13 protein-coding genes, 1 tRNA gene and 1 pseudogene are annotated in these 14900 nt (G+C 42.1%); 7 read left to right on the top strand and 8 right to left on the bottom strand.

Features of this window, described 5'->3' with window-relative positions; translation table 11 throughout:
- The 6 genes and pseudogenes from H6G05_RS24145 to H6G05_RS24120 form a co-directional block, all read right to left on the bottom strand.
- Positions 1-372 (bottom strand): annotated as a pseudogene (locus H6G05_RS24145) (photosystem II q(b) protein); the annotation flags it as partial.
- Between the two features lie 157 nt (positions 373-529).
- A complete protein-coding gene (murB, locus tag H6G05_RS24140) occupies positions 530-1426 on the bottom strand; it encodes a UDP-N-acetylmuramate dehydrogenase (protein WP_190582405.1) in 897 nt (298 codons plus the stop codon).
- 16 nt (positions 1427-1442) lie between these two features.
- Positions 1443-2837: a UDP-N-acetylmuramate--L-alanine ligase gene (murC, locus tag H6G05_RS24135; RefSeq protein WP_190582403.1), complete on the bottom strand. Its 1395-nt coding sequence runs from the start codon at positions 2835-2837 to the stop codon at positions 1443-1445.
- A gap of 89 nt (positions 2838-2926) precedes the next feature.
- Positions 2927-3586, bottom strand: coding sequence for a Crp/Fnr family transcriptional regulator (locus H6G05_RS24130; RefSeq protein WP_242025797.1), 660 nt, complete (start codon positions 3584-3586; stop codon positions 2927-2929).
- Positions 3587-4011: 425 nt separating this feature from the next.
- Positions 4012-4503 (bottom strand): tellurite resistance TerB family protein, encoded by a 492-nt coding sequence (locus tag H6G05_RS24125; protein WP_190582398.1) that lies wholly within the window; start codon positions 4501-4503, stop codon positions 4012-4014.
- 306 nt (positions 4504-4809) lie between these two features.
- Positions 4810-5331 (bottom strand): hypothetical protein, encoded by a 522-nt coding sequence (locus tag H6G05_RS24120; RefSeq protein WP_190582396.1) that lies wholly within the window; start codon positions 5329-5331, stop codon positions 4810-4812.
- A 77-nt stretch (positions 5332-5408) separates the two neighbouring features.
- Between H6G05_RS24120 and tatA the strand changes: the two genes are divergently transcribed.
- Positions 5409-5588: a twin-arginine translocase TatA/TatE family subunit gene (tatA, locus tag H6G05_RS24115; protein WP_190582394.1), complete on the top strand. Its 180-nt coding sequence runs from the start codon at positions 5409-5411 to the stop codon at positions 5586-5588.
- A 110-nt stretch (positions 5589-5698) separates the two neighbouring features.
- Here the strand turns inward: tatA and tsaE are convergent, their stop codons facing one another.
- A complete protein-coding gene (gene tsaE / locus H6G05_RS24110; protein WP_190582392.1) occupies positions 5699-6289 on the bottom strand; it encodes a tRNA (adenosine(37)-N6)-threonylcarbamoyltransferase complex ATPase subunit type 1 TsaE in 591 nt (196 codons plus the stop codon).
- A gap of 284 nt (positions 6290-6573) precedes the next feature.
- On the opposite strand from tsaE, the gene moaC reads away from it, so the two are divergent.
- A complete protein-coding gene (gene moaC, locus H6G05_RS24105) occupies positions 6574-7086 on the top strand; it encodes a cyclic pyranopterin monophosphate synthase MoaC (RefSeq protein ID WP_190582383.1) in 513 nt (170 codons plus the stop codon).
- 33 nt (positions 7087-7119) lie between these two features.
- Here the strand turns inward: moaC and H6G05_RS24100 are convergent, their stop codons facing one another.
- The gene (locus H6G05_RS24100) at positions 7120-7314 is read right to left on the bottom strand and encodes a heavy-metal-associated domain-containing protein (RefSeq protein WP_190582381.1); all 195 of its coding nucleotides are present in this window, start codon (positions 7312-7314) and stop codon (positions 7120-7122) included.
- A gap of 255 nt (positions 7315-7569) precedes the next feature.
- Between H6G05_RS24100 and H6G05_RS24095 the strand changes: the two genes are divergently transcribed.
- The 5 genes from H6G05_RS24095 to H6G05_RS24075 all read left to right on the top strand — a co-directional run bounded on the left by H6G05_RS24095 (position 7570) and on the right by H6G05_RS24075 (position 14682).
- Positions 7570-10389 carry a sensor histidine kinase gene (locus H6G05_RS24095; RefSeq protein WP_190582379.1) on the top strand — a complete coding sequence of 940 codons (2820 nt, stop codon included), beginning with the start codon at positions 7570-7572 and terminating at the stop codon, positions 10387-10389.
- Between the two features lie 8 nt (positions 10390-10397).
- Positions 10398-12119, top strand: a complete 1722-nt coding sequence (locus H6G05_RS24090; RefSeq protein WP_190582377.1) for an EAL domain-containing response regulator — start codon at positions 10398-10400, stop codon at positions 12117-12119.
- Positions 12120-12326: 207 nt separating this feature from the next.
- Positions 12327-13397, top strand: a complete 1071-nt coding sequence (gmd, locus tag H6G05_RS24085; protein ID WP_190582375.1) for a GDP-mannose 4,6-dehydratase — start codon at positions 12327-12329, stop codon at positions 13395-13397.
- Between the two features lie 59 nt (positions 13398-13456).
- Positions 13457-14413, top strand: a complete 957-nt coding sequence (locus tag H6G05_RS24080; protein ID WP_190582373.1) for a GDP-L-fucose synthase family protein — start codon at positions 13457-13459, stop codon at positions 14411-14413.
- 182 nt (positions 14414-14595) lie between these two features.
- Positions 14596-14682 (top strand) — tRNA-Ser (locus H6G05_RS24075).
- Positions 14683-14900: the final 218 nt, after the last annotated feature.

Raw genomic sequence — 14900 nt, 5'->3', positions numbered from 1 at the left:
GAAAATGCCGAGTAGGAAGTGGAATACTACCAATTGGTATGGTCCACCGTTGTATAGCCATTCGTCGAGGCTATCTGCTTCCCAAATGGGGTAAAAGTGCAAGCCAATCGCGTTTGAAGAAGGAACAACTGCTCCAGAAATCATGTTGTTTCCGAATAGCAAGCTGCCTGCTACTGGTTCGCGGATTCCGTCAATATCGACAGGAGGTGCGGCGATGAAGGCGATGATGAAGCAAATGGTGGCGGAGAGTAAGCAAGGGATCATGATTACGCCGAACCAGCCTACATAGAGGCGGTTTTCGGTGCTGGTGATCCAATTGCAAAACTGATCCCACAGTGACGTATTTTCACGTCTTTGTACTGCTGTTGTCATGATTGCAAATAATCCTTTTGGGAATGAATAAGTTATGAAATTTTATATATAAGCCTAAGCCTATCCTTATACATTACATTGAAGTATTGAGTAATGTAAATAGTTAAATCTTAAATCTATCTATAGATGAATGCGATCGCTAACAAGCCCCAAACATTTAGAAATGACCGATCATTTTGACTTCGGTTTCCAGTACTACACCATAGCGATCGCTAATTACAGTTTTAATGTGTTCTATGAGACTGAAAATATCGCTAGCTTTTGCATTGCCAAGATTTATGATGAAATTGGCATGCAGTTCTGAAACTTGAGCATTGCCAATTTGATAGCCTTTCAGTCCAGCGTCTTGGATGAGTTTTGCTGCAAATTGAGGTAGAGGATTACGAAAAACACTACCGCAGTTCGGTAGATGGTAAGGCTGTGTAGTATGTCTCACTTTGAGCTTTGACTCAGTATCCGCAGCGATCGCCGCTGGATCACCACCAGTCTGCAATTTGAAAGTTGCCTCTGTGACTAGTTGCGATGATGCTTGTAAAGCCGAGGTGCGATAACTAAAATCTAAGTCTTGGGGATAAATTAGCTTAGGTTCACCAGTCAAGGTAACAGTCTGCACTGATACCACACAATCCGCCGCACAACCACCCTGCGCTCCCGCATTCATCACTACTAATCCGCCTACGGTTCCGGGGATGCCAACCGCCCATTCAAAACCTGACCACCCACGACTAGCCGCTTGCATGGCTAAACGGGCTACAGGTTCACCTGTAGCGGCTGTAACCTGTCCAGATTGCTCATCAAACTCAATCCCCCTTAGATGACGAGTGCAGATCACTAAACCCGCTAAACCTTGATCGCTAATTAAGAGATTGCTCCCTGCGCCAATTATAGTGATCGGTAAGTGACGATCACTTGCCCATGCCAGACTATCGGCAAGCTCTAAAGATGTGCGCGGCGAAATGAAGTATTCAGCCGCGCCACCGACACGCATCGAAGTTAGCCCTGCTAGAGATACGTTCGAGCGAATTGGAGTTTGGGTTTGAAGATCGAGTGACATCGGCTTGGGAGTAAAACTAATTGATAGAGGAATCGCAAAGCGATTCCTCTATTTCTTTCATTGTTGGCGCGATCGCCTGATTGAGATTGCCAGCACCGAGAAATACAGCGAGATCTCCAGATTGCAGGTTTTCCACTAAAAATGCTTGGACATCTTTGAGGGTTGGCAAATAATGCACTTGATCGCGTACTGAAGCGATCGCTTCGGCAACTTGTGAGCCTGTAATCTTGCCATCGTTGGGTTCACTGGCGGCATAGATATCAGTGACAATCACCATGTCAGCATCGGTAAAGGAATGGCTAAACTCTGATAAAAATCGATGAGTGCGACTATAGCGATGGGGCTGAAAGATGGCAACTACACGACTAGTAGTATTTTGTTGTCTGGCTGAGGCAAGCGTGGCAATAATTTCACTAGGGTGATGAGCGTAATCATCGACAAAAGTAATCCTGTTCTGCACACCTTTAATCTCAAAGCGGCGACTAGCACCCACAAAATCAGGTAAAGCATCAGCGATCGCATTCCACTCAACGCCCACATAACGCGCCACTGCGATCGCTGCTAGCGCATTACTAAGGTTATGTTTACCAAGGAGTCCTAACGAAATTAGCCCCAAAGGTTTGCCCCGTTCGATCACTAAGGCTTGGGTGTCTGAGGGGTTGTACTGCACATCAGTTACCGTATAGTCAGCCAAAGGATCACTCAAACTATAGGTTATATCTAAACGAATATGCTGCTTCACCGTAGGGCAATCAATAGAGCCAACTACAACTTCACAGCGTTTTGCAAAAGTCTGAAAAATTTCAATGACCTGTTCAAGGTTGTGGTAGTGATCAGGGTGGTCTAACTCAATGTTGGTGACGATGCCAATGTGAGATAAAAATTTCACCAAGGTGCCATCGGATTCATCAGCCTCAGCAACTAGATATTTGCCATTGCCTAAACGAGCGTTTCCTTGCCAAGCGCTAACCTCACCGCCAATGATAATACTGGGATCTATTCCTCCCTTGAGCAGTAAAAATCCTACTAGGCTACTGGTTGTCGTTTTGCCATGCGTTCCTGCAACCGAGATCGCTTGAAATTGCTCGATCAAAGCGGCTAATAAATCAGAACGATGCAAAATTGGCAAGCCGTTAGCCAGAGCCACCTGAAATTCGGGATTTTGTTGATTGATCGCAGTCGAACAGACAACTTGAGGAGCATTTGCTAGATCGATATTGTCTGCATGATGCCCTTGAAAAATTTTTACACCAAGATCCTGTAGCTTTTGAGTGATGCGATTGCTACTAAGATCTGAGCCAGATACCGTAAATCCTTGCTTCGCTAAGATATAGGCGATCGCCGACATACCGATCCCGCCAATACCCACAAAATGAAAAGGTCTACCGCTGAAATCAACTGGATTCAGCATTTATACTTCTTACCTACCAAATAACGAGCCTAATAATAACAGATCAAAAGGAGCTGATTCGCTCCATATTGTGATTTAAACCACTTGATTTAAACCATCAGGGATTCTAAGCCTTCAGGGTTGAGGATACACAACACATCGCGATCGGGAATACGCTGAATCAAATTTTTGCGCTCTAGTTTGCCCAGTACACGGGTTACTGTCTCTCTGGCTAAACCACTGAGACTACTAAGTTCCCGATGGGGTAAATTGGGGATTTCTAAACCACCACTTACCTTTGTCCCTTGTCCTTCAGCCAGAAAGAGCAGGACATCAGCAACGCGAGAAGTGCTATCAGCTTCCCGCAAGCGTAACCGGCGATTAACTTGGCGGAGGCGCTTTGCCATGAGCCTTGCTAAATGTATGCCTGCGGTTGGTTCTGTTTCAATCAAATGTACAAAATCTGAAGCTGGCAGACTACCGATAGTTGTGGGCGTGAGTGTAATCACGTCAGTTGATCGCGGCACTTGATCGAGGGGAGCCATTTCGCCAAACATCTCGCCAAATCCGAGAATATTTAGCGTGATTTCTTTTCCATCGAGATTATAGGTGCGAATTTTTGCCCAGCCTTCCAAGATGAAATAAACCGAGTTGCCCCAGTCATTTTCCAGCAAAATTACTTGATCGGCTGGATGACTGCGCGTGACCATGTGCGCTGTTGCCCTAATTACGGCTTCATCAGGTAGCCCCACAAAGAATGGGGCAGACATAATTTTTTGCTGAAGATCAGTTCCATCCCGCATAGTGGCTGCTCGTAGCTCTTAATTTTTTTCTGTAAGTAATCACTCTATCCGAGTTTGTGGCTATAGGTATTGCAGATCAGCACAATGACTTAGCTATTCTAGTTAATTTGGCTTCCAAATTTATTGCAATTTACAGTTAAGAAACCCACAGAACTTTTATTAATGAGGTTTCCATCTAACACTTTTAACAAAAATTTTGATTCTTATGATGTGTAAGTAGATGCAAGTTGCTTCAATTTCAATATGAGATATCTTGTGTAATAAGTAGATGAGCATAATTAATTCCAAACCCAAACCTGTAAAGTTGCGCCCCTGCGGGAAGCAACTTTACAGGTTTGGTTAATTTATTCTGCACAGGTACTTATCTCATATTTGGGTTGTGTTTCGCCAGATCAATTTGCATTCCCAAGTAGTTTGTGTAGCCTTGCTGCTAGAGCTTTGATAATTCCGTTAGGATGAGATTCGTCTTGAGGGGCGATCGAGGCTTCAATATCGGCTACAACTTCTGGAGGTAAATCCAGTATTCTGACTAGCCTTTGATAAGCTGCTGCTTCATCAAGGTTGATCATAGGTTCATCAGGATTGCGCCGACTAGATTGGATCACTTGATAGCCAAGCCTGAGGGTCATTTTTCGATCTTCAATGCTTTTGATGTTTGGGACAACTTCTTCTAGGGGAATATTTTGTCCTAAATAATCTTTGAGACGGGTTTTTAGGTTGCTACGTTCTGTTTCAGTTTTGGCAAATAACATTGCAAATTCATCAAGCATCAGCCGAATTTCATCAGGCTCCAGCTTGCCATCAGCCCATGCCATTGCTGCTACAGCTCGAAGCATATCCATCTGACGAGGACTAATCGGAGGTGGGAGTTCTTGAGGTGTCATAGATTTACCCTTAGCCAAGTTTGTTTGCCAAATATGCACAAATCATAGGCTAGATTTTATAAAAACATGTCTTACTTTATTAATGTTTATAGGGTTGCCATGCGGAAGCATTCAGACAAAGATTTTGAAGCTTGATCTACCTTTCAGTAAATTTCATTTATAGCTGTCTCTATTCTTGTTAGGACATATAGCTGTCGCCAAGTGTATGAGGACAAAAGCAAACCCCAAGAAGAGAATGGCGGCGCGAAGCGCCGCCTCACAATATTTGGGTTTACAGGTGGTTATAGCTATAGATTCTTAATTATTTCAAGATGAAAGCTTTTGTTTAAGTAAATCGACATTTACGGCGCTTAAATCAACTTGAATTTCTAAACGTTGTTTTTCGTCACGAAATAGTAATACTGCATCACCATTAGGTTGAATGATGCTACCAAACTGCGGATCGGTGACTTGGATTTTTTGGTAGACGATTTTGGGCAGGGTGATGCGGAGTTGGTAGCTGCGACCTGAAGATGGCAGGATGTCTAACTGTTGAGTAAATAAATTGAGTTGAAGATAGCCGACGGAGATATTGCGTTCGTCGGGGCTATTGGGCTTATACCAATAGAGGGTAATACCTCGAAGGCTTGGAGTTTGAATTGTAAAGGTTTCGTCGAGAGCTTGCTTGCTCCAATCGATCGCATTGCGATCGCTATTTTCAGTTAAGGGGCGTTGTTGCCAGATAATTTCTTGCCCCGCAAGAGATGTCCACCATTGGGCGATGCGGGCAAGATTGGCTTCAGCATCTGGTTCGGTGCTGCCAAGTGTCCAAGTAATGGTTGAATCCATTATTTTTAGGTACGTTTATTTGACATTTACATAGAGAATAAAAGCATAGCAGATGCATTTGAGGAGATCTAAGAGAAATGTTTGGAATTGGCTGGCCAGAGGTAATTGTGATTTCGCTTGTGGGTGTGGCAATTTTTGGGGCAAAGCGTATCCCTGAAATTGGTCGCAGTGTGGGACAAGCTTTGCGTGGATTTCAAGATGAAGTGAAGGGCAATGGTGAAACTACTGATAAGTCAGATTCCCCAGATAAAGACTAGTAGTACCAATTCACGAAAGTGTGGCAACACTTTTGTGAATTAAAAACCAAACCCAGTCAGGTTTGTAAAAACACAAAATGGCTACGCTATTTTGTGTTTTGGTATAATTTTCAGCGTCTACAGCGCTGAAAATCACTAAAGTCTGCCTGATTGAGCAGGGCAACATAGGGTGAACCTTGGGCAATAAGTTGAATTAAGCGTTCTTCGGGCAAATCCTCCAAAAATTCTTCGTCTTCGTCTGGAGATGGCTCAAGGTGGGGAGATTGCTTCTCAGGAGATCGCATTGGAGATGCTTGCACTGGTATTGAGAGATTAATCTTAAGATGCTGGGGTGGTATGGCAAGTAATTTACTAGCCCACTCGATCGCTACTACGCCAAGGGGAAAATCTTCGCCGCGCCAATATTCTTCTAAATGGAGGCTGGGAACTTGAGGAGGCTCTAGTCGATAAAGATCAATGTGATAAAGTGGCAGGCGACCTTCAGTATATTCATCAATTAGGGTAAATGTTGGACTAGTGATCGTGGTGCTAATACCAAGTGCGCGACCAAAGGCTTGCATAAAAGTGGTTTTGCCACTGCCGAGATTCCCTTCGAGCAGAATAATTGTCCCTGCGGTAACAATTTGCGCTAGTTTGGTGGCGATCGCTTGAGTTTCATCAAGACTATTGGCATAAATCTCAATCTTTACAGTCTCAGTCATAATTCGGGTAAACTTTTGTACTAGGTAAAGAGTCTTTTTATCGCTAAATGGTTCTTAAGTAAGTTGTTGAAATTAACTGTAGGATGGGTTAGCGATAGCGTAACCCATGATTTTTAAGTAATTGATGCGTTAAGCACTAATGCATCCTACAAATAATTAAGTCTTTTTGAAGGCTCGTCTTATGAGCTTTCAAGAAAAACGATTTTTACGAAGAGAATTGCTGTTAAATTCTTTAGATTCTTGTTTTGTTTTTATATTATTGAGCTAATTTCGGCAAAGTTTTTATGGATACGGATATTCTTCAGTCACTCGCTCATCTTGATCAAAGTGGTAATGCTCAAATGGTGGACGTGACGCATAAACCGCAAACGGTGAGACGGGCGATCGCTGTTTGCGAGATATCTATGAAAACAACAACATTGGATGCGATCCAATCAGGAAATGTAAAAAAAGGAGATGTTTTAGGCACAGCAAAACTAGCAGGAATTATGGCTGCTAAACAAACGGCTAGTTTGATCCCCATGTGTCATCCTGTGAATCTAACTAGTGTCGATGTCAGAATTATGCTAGATGAAAATATTCCTGGTTATCAGATTGAGGCTGAGGTCAAAACTAAAGCAGAAACTGGGGTAGAAATGGAAGCGATGACTGCGGCCACGATCACAGCTTTAACCCTTTACGATATGGCTAAGTCGCTCGAAAAGACGATGATCATCTCAAATACAAGGTTGATCCACAAGAGTGGGGGTAAGTCAGGGGATTTTAACGCACCCAAAGGCGAATATTGCGATCTTTAAAAGTAGAAGCCGTGATTCTCACGGCTTCTACTTTTAAGCTGCTTTATGACCTGCGATCGCAATTAGTTCGCGAATTTTGACTTCAGTTAATTGACTCTCGATATCTAAAGACTTAGTTGCAGCGTCACCTGTAACTATTGCCGAGGCATCAACAGCTTGGATCGCTTTTGTAATAGTTTCGATACAACTAGCGCAGCCTATGGAAGGAACTGAGAGCGTTAAATTCATAAATAATTAATGTAAAGGTATAGCGATCGCAATTATAGTTGAGCCATGAAGCTTGAACCTTATTCTCTATGTTTTAGGTTAGTAGCTCTCAGTTTTTAACCATTTTTTGCGACTTTTTTTGCAAAGCAGCAAAACCTCATAGTGATCGAGGTACAAAGTTTTGTTGCCCCGCCGAAGGCGGGGCAACAAAACCCTACTTCACTAGACTAAATAAACGTATAAGTTAATAGCTGTGATATTTGGTAGATGGCAACTATGCAAAATATCCTAGATTACGTTCAATGCGGTATTTTTGTTTTGACCATTGAGTCAAATGAGTCAAACCTACAAAGCTCAGATGTCAATGACCAAAATCATCAAGCATTCACATTGAGATTTGCGATCGCCAATCTTACTTTTGTCCATCTCATTTTTGGGGAACGTAGTATCGATCAAACTGTCGATCTAGTTGGCTTGCAGCCAAAAGAGTGTCTACCCTTAGAATTGGCTCAGTTATTGAATGAGCATATTAGTCAGTGCTTGCAAACTCAGCAAATTACTGTATTTGAAGCAAAACTTGATTTAGTAACCAATCGACTGTTATCGATTTCCCTATCTCTAAAACTTGATAGTAATGACCATTCCCAACAGATTGTGGGTACTTGCCAAGATATTACTACCGCAGAATTATCCAAATCACAAATTAAAGAGTTTGATAAAAAAAAATTCGGTCATTTAGTAAGCAAAATATCTGATGCTTTTGTGGTGGTTGATCATGAAGGCATTGTTCGCTACGTCAACCAATCAGCGGAAAATCTATTTGGTTGTAAATCTGACGATATTATCGGCGAGACTTTTGGACTACCTGTAGTAGCAGGAGAAAGTACCGATATCGATATTCTCAACCGAGGTAGTACCACCTCCGCAGAAATGCGTGTTTCTGAGGCTATGGATGAAGATCGTAGAGTCTATGTGGTTGCATCATTACGAGATGTTTCAGAACGGAAGCGGGTGGAAGAATCACTACAACTACGGGAACGGGCGATCGCGGCAAGCTCCAACGGAATCGTCATTACCGATGCGACTCAGCCCAATAATCCGATGATTTATGTGAATCCTAGCTTTGAGAGGATTACAGGTTACAGTGCAGCCGAGGTGCTGGGACGTGACTGTCGCTTTTTGCAAGGAGGCGATCGCAATCAGATCGGGCTTTTAGATTTACACAACGCAATTAAAGAAAAGCGAGAATGTCATGCTGTCTTGCTTAACTATCGTAAAGACGGCACACCATTTTGGAATGACTTGTACATTGCGCCAGTATTTAACGATCATGGCGAACTGACTAACTATATTGGCATTCAAACTGACATTACTGATCAAGTTAAATCAACTCAACGATTACTCGAAAGTGAAGAGCGGTTGCGGACAGTCCTAACATCGATCAAAGAAGGAATTACCTTTAGTGATGATTCAGGCTATTTTGCAATTTTCAATGCTGGCATGGAAAATCTTACTGGATATACCTTTACGGAAGCAAATGCCAGCCATGACTTTACAACTTTCCTCTACCCTGATCGCGCTGAACATGACAAAGCTTTGCAACGATTGCAGCATTTACAGGAAACTGGTCAAGCGATGACGGTCGAAACGCGCATTTGTCATCGTGATGGCACATTTAAAGATGTCTTAGTTTCTACGAGGTTAATGGCTTACAAAGGCAAACGAATGTATTTGAGTAGCTACTATGACATTACCGAGCGGAAAAAAGTCGAAACCCAACTACGTTATCAAGGGGAAAGAGAACGCTTATTAAATGCAATTTTACTTAAAATTCAATGCGAGTTAAATCTCGATCAAATCCTGTCAATTACTGTTAAAGAAGCTCAAGAATTATTACGCATTGATCGTGTAGTTATTTATCAGTTTCAAGAGGATTGGAGTGGTACATTTGTTGTCGAAGCCATTAATGCGCCAGTGTTATCCATTCTAGGGAAAACGATTAATGATTCATGCTTTAATCAAGATTATGTACGAAAATATCAAAATCGATCAATCTCAAGTATAGACGATGTAGATCTTGCAGATTTAAGTCCTTGTCACAAAGATCTGCTGCAATGTTTCCAAGTAAAGGCAAATATTGTAGTTCCTATTTCTTTTGGCGACACATTATGGGGATTATTAATTGCCCATCAATGCTTTGCGCCGCGTCAATGGGAAGAATTTGAAATTGACTTATTAAGGCAGTTGGCTAATCATGTAGCGATCGCCATTCAACAGGTAAAACTCTTTGATAGAGTCCAAGATCTTAACAAAAATCTAGAACGGCAAGTTGCCGATCGCACTCAGCAACTCGAACAAAGTCTTAGCCAACTGGAAAGAGCTTTGCTTAAGGAGAAAGAGTTAAACGAACTCAAATCCCAATTTATTTCTAGAGCCTCCCATGAATTCCGCACACCACTCGCTACGATCCAGACTGCAAGTGATTTATTGCGAAACTATGGTCATAAAATGTCAGACGAGAAAAAACTAGAGAGAATTGATAAAATTCAACGTGAAGTTAAAGGTATGACTAACCTTTTAGAAGAGGTATTAATCATCGGCAAAACTGAATCAGGAAGATTTGAATTGCAGTTAGACGAGATCAATCTTGAAGACTTCTGTTTAGAAATTATTGAACAAACTAAGTTGCTAGGAAATGGCAAACATAAAGTTGTTTTCAAAAACATCAACGTTCCTACAAAAGTAATAATTGACACTAAATTTTTTAGGCAAATTATTTCTAATTTATTGTCAAATGCAATCAAGTATTCACCTAATGCTGGCGAAGTCAAGTTTACAATTTCGTTGACCAGTGATCACGTACCAAAACTTCTATTAGAGTTTCAAGATCAGGGGATTGGTATACCTTTAATGGATCAAGAAAAGATTTTTGACCATTTTTATCGCGCCCACAATGTTGGTATGATCATAGGAACTGGATTGGGGATGGCAATTATCAAAAGTTCAGTGGACATTCTTGGGGGGACAATTCAACTTAATAGTGTTGAAAACAAGGGAACAACTGTAAAGGTAAAACTGCCTTACTTGAAGGAATAGACGAAATTATGACCACAATTCTAGTCATCGAAGATGTAGAAGCTTTGCGCGAAGAGATCATGGAGACTCTCTCCTACGAAGGTTTTGATGTACTGGGCGCAGAGAATGGAGTTGTTGGTGTCCAAATAGCCAAAACTTATTTGCCAAACTTGATTATCTGTGACATCGCTATGCCCGAGCTGGATGGTTATGGAACCCTAGTCGCGCTGCGCCAAGAGCCGAAAACATCAATGATTCCGTTTATATTTTTAACGGCTATGACCGAAAAAGCGGATATGCGTCAAGCGATGCAACTAGGCGCGGATGACTATCTTACTAAGCCATTTACTTCTGTGGAATTGTTAGGGGCGATCGCCTCACGATTACAAAAGTACAACTCCGTAAGAGAGCATTACTATGATGAAATCAAAGCGGTGGGAGAAAGATTTGAATATTTGTCTCACCACGATGATTTAACGCAACTACCAAATCGCATCCTTTTTCATGAGTCCTTAAGTCAAGCAGTATTACACGCCAAGATTAATAGCAAGTCTTTAGCGTTGCTGTTTCTGGATATGGACAATTTCAATATCATTAACAACACGCTTGGCAATGATATTGGTGATCAATTATTTAAAGCGATCGCGGAACGACTAAAGCGCTACGCAGCACCATGCGATATGGTGGCGAGGATACAGGGGGATGAATTTGCGCTGATCATTTCAGATGTCAAAGATCCGATTAGCATCAAAATGGAAACTCAGAAAATATTAGATCTGTTAAGTCGTCCTTACAATTTGTATGGGCATGAGGTTTTTATTACTAGTAGTATTGGCATCACTATTTTTCCTGATGACCATCAAGATGTAGAAGGATTAATCAAAAATGCTGAATTAGCGATGTACTACGCCAAAAACCACGGTAGGAATAGCTATAAACTCTACAGTTCAGACCTAAATGTACAGTCTTCAGAATACATGGCGTTAGCCAATAGCCTGCATCGCGCTATTGACCGCAATGAACTACGGGTTTTTTATCAGCCTTTAGTGGATCTCCAATCTGGGCAAATCGTTGGCGCAGAGGCTCTAGCCCGATGGCAACATCCAGATTTAGGCATTATTATGCCAAGCAAGTTTATCCCCGTAGCCGAACAAACAGGGTTAATCCTCCGCTTAAGCGAGGTAATTCTCTATTCTGTCTGTGACCAAATGCGATCATGGCGCGACTCTGGCATAAATTATGGATTTGTAGCGGTTAATTTGTCTGGTCAACATTTTCGACCAGACAACAATCTAATTGAACTAGTCAGCAAAGTTTTACAAGAAACTGGGATTGACCCAGAGCATTTAGAACTTGAGCTTACAGAAAGTATCATCATGCAAAATGCCGAGTTTACAATTCAGGTGCTTTCTCATTTACAGGCGCTTGGTGTAAAAATAGCGATCGATGATTTTGGTACGGGATACTCTTCTTTAAGCTATCTTAAACACTTTCCCGTAAACACACTGAAGATCGATCGCTGTTTTATCCAAGACATCACCACAGATCGGCATGATGCGACGATTTCCTTGGCCATCATCGATCTTGCTCATAGTTTGTCATTGCAAGTTATTGCTGAAGGTGTCGAGACTGCGGAACAGATTCAGTTTTTAAAAGAGAATAATTGCGATCAGGTTCAGGGTTATTTCTTTAGTCCACCATTACCTGCACCTGAGTTTGAGAAAATGTTAATTGATGGTAAGTGTCTATAGCGTTTAGTCTAGTGAAGTACGGGTTTGTTTCCCTCGGCGGGGAAACAAACCCGTACCTCGCTTGCTTAAAAAGCGCCATATAGAAGAAAGCACTTGACTTCGCAGAAAAATAAAGAAGCACTTTTTTATTCTGACAATGCTTTGCTCAAAAACTGCTTCTTAATCAATGTTATAAACTTTTACTTGAGTCATTTTCACCCCCACCCCATGAGTAAATCTAAACGCGCCTTAATTACAGGTATTACTGGTCAAGATGGATCTTATCTATCGGAACTTCTACTAGCTAAAGGATATGAAGTCCACGGCATCATTCGTCGATCTTCAACGATTAATACCGATCGCCTTGATCATATGTATCAAGACCCACATCTACCAGAAACTAAGTTATTCCTGCACTATGGCGATTTGACTGACGGCACAACATTAGGACGGATTTTAGAAGCAGTTCGACCTCACGAAGTATTTAATCTCGGTGCTCAGTCCCATGTGCGCGTTAGTTTTGACTCACCTGAATATACGGTTGATGCAGTGGGGATGGGAACTTTACGTTTACTAGAAGCATTGCGTGACTATCAACAACGCAACACTCGTGAAATCCGTTTTTATCAGGCAGGCTCATCGGAGATGTATGGCTTGGTGCAAGCTGTACCCCAAAATGAAGACACTCCTTTCTACCCACGTAGCCCTTATGCCTGTGCCAAGGTCTATGCCCATTGGCAAACGATTAATTATCGCGAATCCTATGGGCTATTTGCTTGTAATGGCATTTTGTTTAATCATGAGTCGCCTCGTCGCGGCGAAACCTTTGTCACCAGAAAAATCACCAGAGCGATCGCTCGTATTGTTGCTAATCAGCAGAAAAAACTGTACTTAGGTAATCTGGATTCTAAACGGGATTGGGGCTATGCCAAAGACTATGTAGAGGCGATGTGGCTTATGTTGCAGCAAGAAAAGCCCGATGACTATGTGATCTCCACTGGCGAAACTCATTCAGTACGTGAGTTTTTAGAAGAGGCTTTTGCCTACGTCAATCTCAAGTGGGAAGACTATGTAGAGATTGATCCCCGCTATTTCCGTCCTGCTGAAGTGGATTTGTTATTAGGTGACTCGACTAAGGCAAAACAAAAGATAGGCTGGGAGCCTAAAGTTACCTTCAAAGCTTTAGTTGAGCTAATGGTAGATGCAGATTTAGAAGCATTGGGCTTGCCAAATCCTAAAGGCACGCATTCTCAAGATATTGCCACATTGAGAAATATTGGACAAGCATCGACTTGGTAGATTAAAAGCCCTGCTGTGCAGGGCTTTTAATCTACTCGTACTTTACTGAAGAAATTTTTATGATAGACAATCAATCAAAACTACAATTCAAAGATCAAAAGATTCTAGTAACTGGTGGTGCTGGCTTTTTAGGAAAGCAGGTGATTGCCCAACTGATCGCCGCAGGAGCAAGCCAAGACTTAATCACTGTACCGAGATCAAAAGATGATGATTTGCGATCGCTTGCCGTCTGTGAAAAAGTTGTTCAAGACCAAGACTTAATTATTCACCTTGCGGCGCATGTCGGTGGCATTGGACTCAACCGTGAAAAACCTGCCGAACTTTTTTATGACAACCTAATGATGGGTGTGCAGTTAATCCATGCCGCCTATCAAGCTAACGTCCAAAAATTTGTCTGTGTCGGCACAATTTGCGCCTATCCCAACTTTACACCCATACCATTTAAAGAAGGAGATCTCTGGAATGGCTATCCTGAAGTCACCAATGCTCCCTATGGTGTCGCCAAAAAAGCTCTGCTAGTGCAGCTACAGTCCTATCGTCAACAGTATGGATTCAATGGTATTTACCTGCTACCAGTTAATCTCTATGGACCAGAAGATAACTTCGATCCGCGTAGCTCCCATGTAATTCCTGCTCTGATTCGTAAGGTTTATGAGGCTCAACAAAAAGGCGATCGCCAAATTTCGGTATGGGGTGATGGTACGCCAACTAGAGAATTTGTCTACTCTGAAGATGCAGCTAGGGGTATTGTCATGGCATCAGCGGCTTATAACGAGTCAGAGCCTGTAAATATTGGTACTGGCTCGGAGATTTCCATCAAGGACTTGATCCATTTGATTTGTGAATTAATGGGATACGATGGCGACATTGTCTGGGAAACGGACAAACCCAATGGACAACCGCGCCGTTGTCTTGATGTGCAAAGGGCTAAGCAAGCTTTTGGTTTCACGGCACAGGTAGGTTTTCGTGAAGGTTTAAATCAAACGATCGCTTGGTATCGTCAACATGCCGTCTAAAAACAAAAAAAGAAGAAGAGCGCTGCTCTTCTTCTTTTTAGATTTTAATAGAGACAAAAAAATTTGATTTTTCGTACTTTCAAGTCTTGCATATGTACCAAGCTTTGGTATGATTAGAATCCGCACGATGAAACTAATGACTTCGCAAAAAAAATTGCGATCGCCTTTAGTGAGTTAAGCGAGGAGAGATGGCCGAGTGGTTGAAGGCGCAGCACTGGAAATGCTGTTTAGGGGTAACTTTAACGAGGGTTCGAATCCCTCTCTCTCCGTAAAATATAGCTTTTATAGCTATAGACACCTGTCTCAGGACTAATCAAAACCCAAATAGTGAGAGGCGGCGCGAAGCGCCGCCTCTCACTATTTGGGTTTGAGCGCAAAGCGTTGTAATACCAAATCACAAAAGAGAGGCAACAGATAGGGCATCCAGTATGGAATCTCTACCGACAAGAGAAGCAATTACAGATTTAGTCATTTCGGAGAGACGATT

The sequence above is a fragment of the Phormidium tenue FACHB-1050 genome (assembly GCF_014696925.1).
In the GTDB taxonomy this organism is placed as follows: domain Bacteria; phylum Cyanobacteriota; class Cyanobacteriia; order Pseudanabaenales; family Pseudanabaenaceae; genus Pseudanabaena.
The sequence above is the reverse complement of the archived record's forward strand: the minus strand, read 5'-3'. Positions and strand labels throughout refer to the sequence as shown.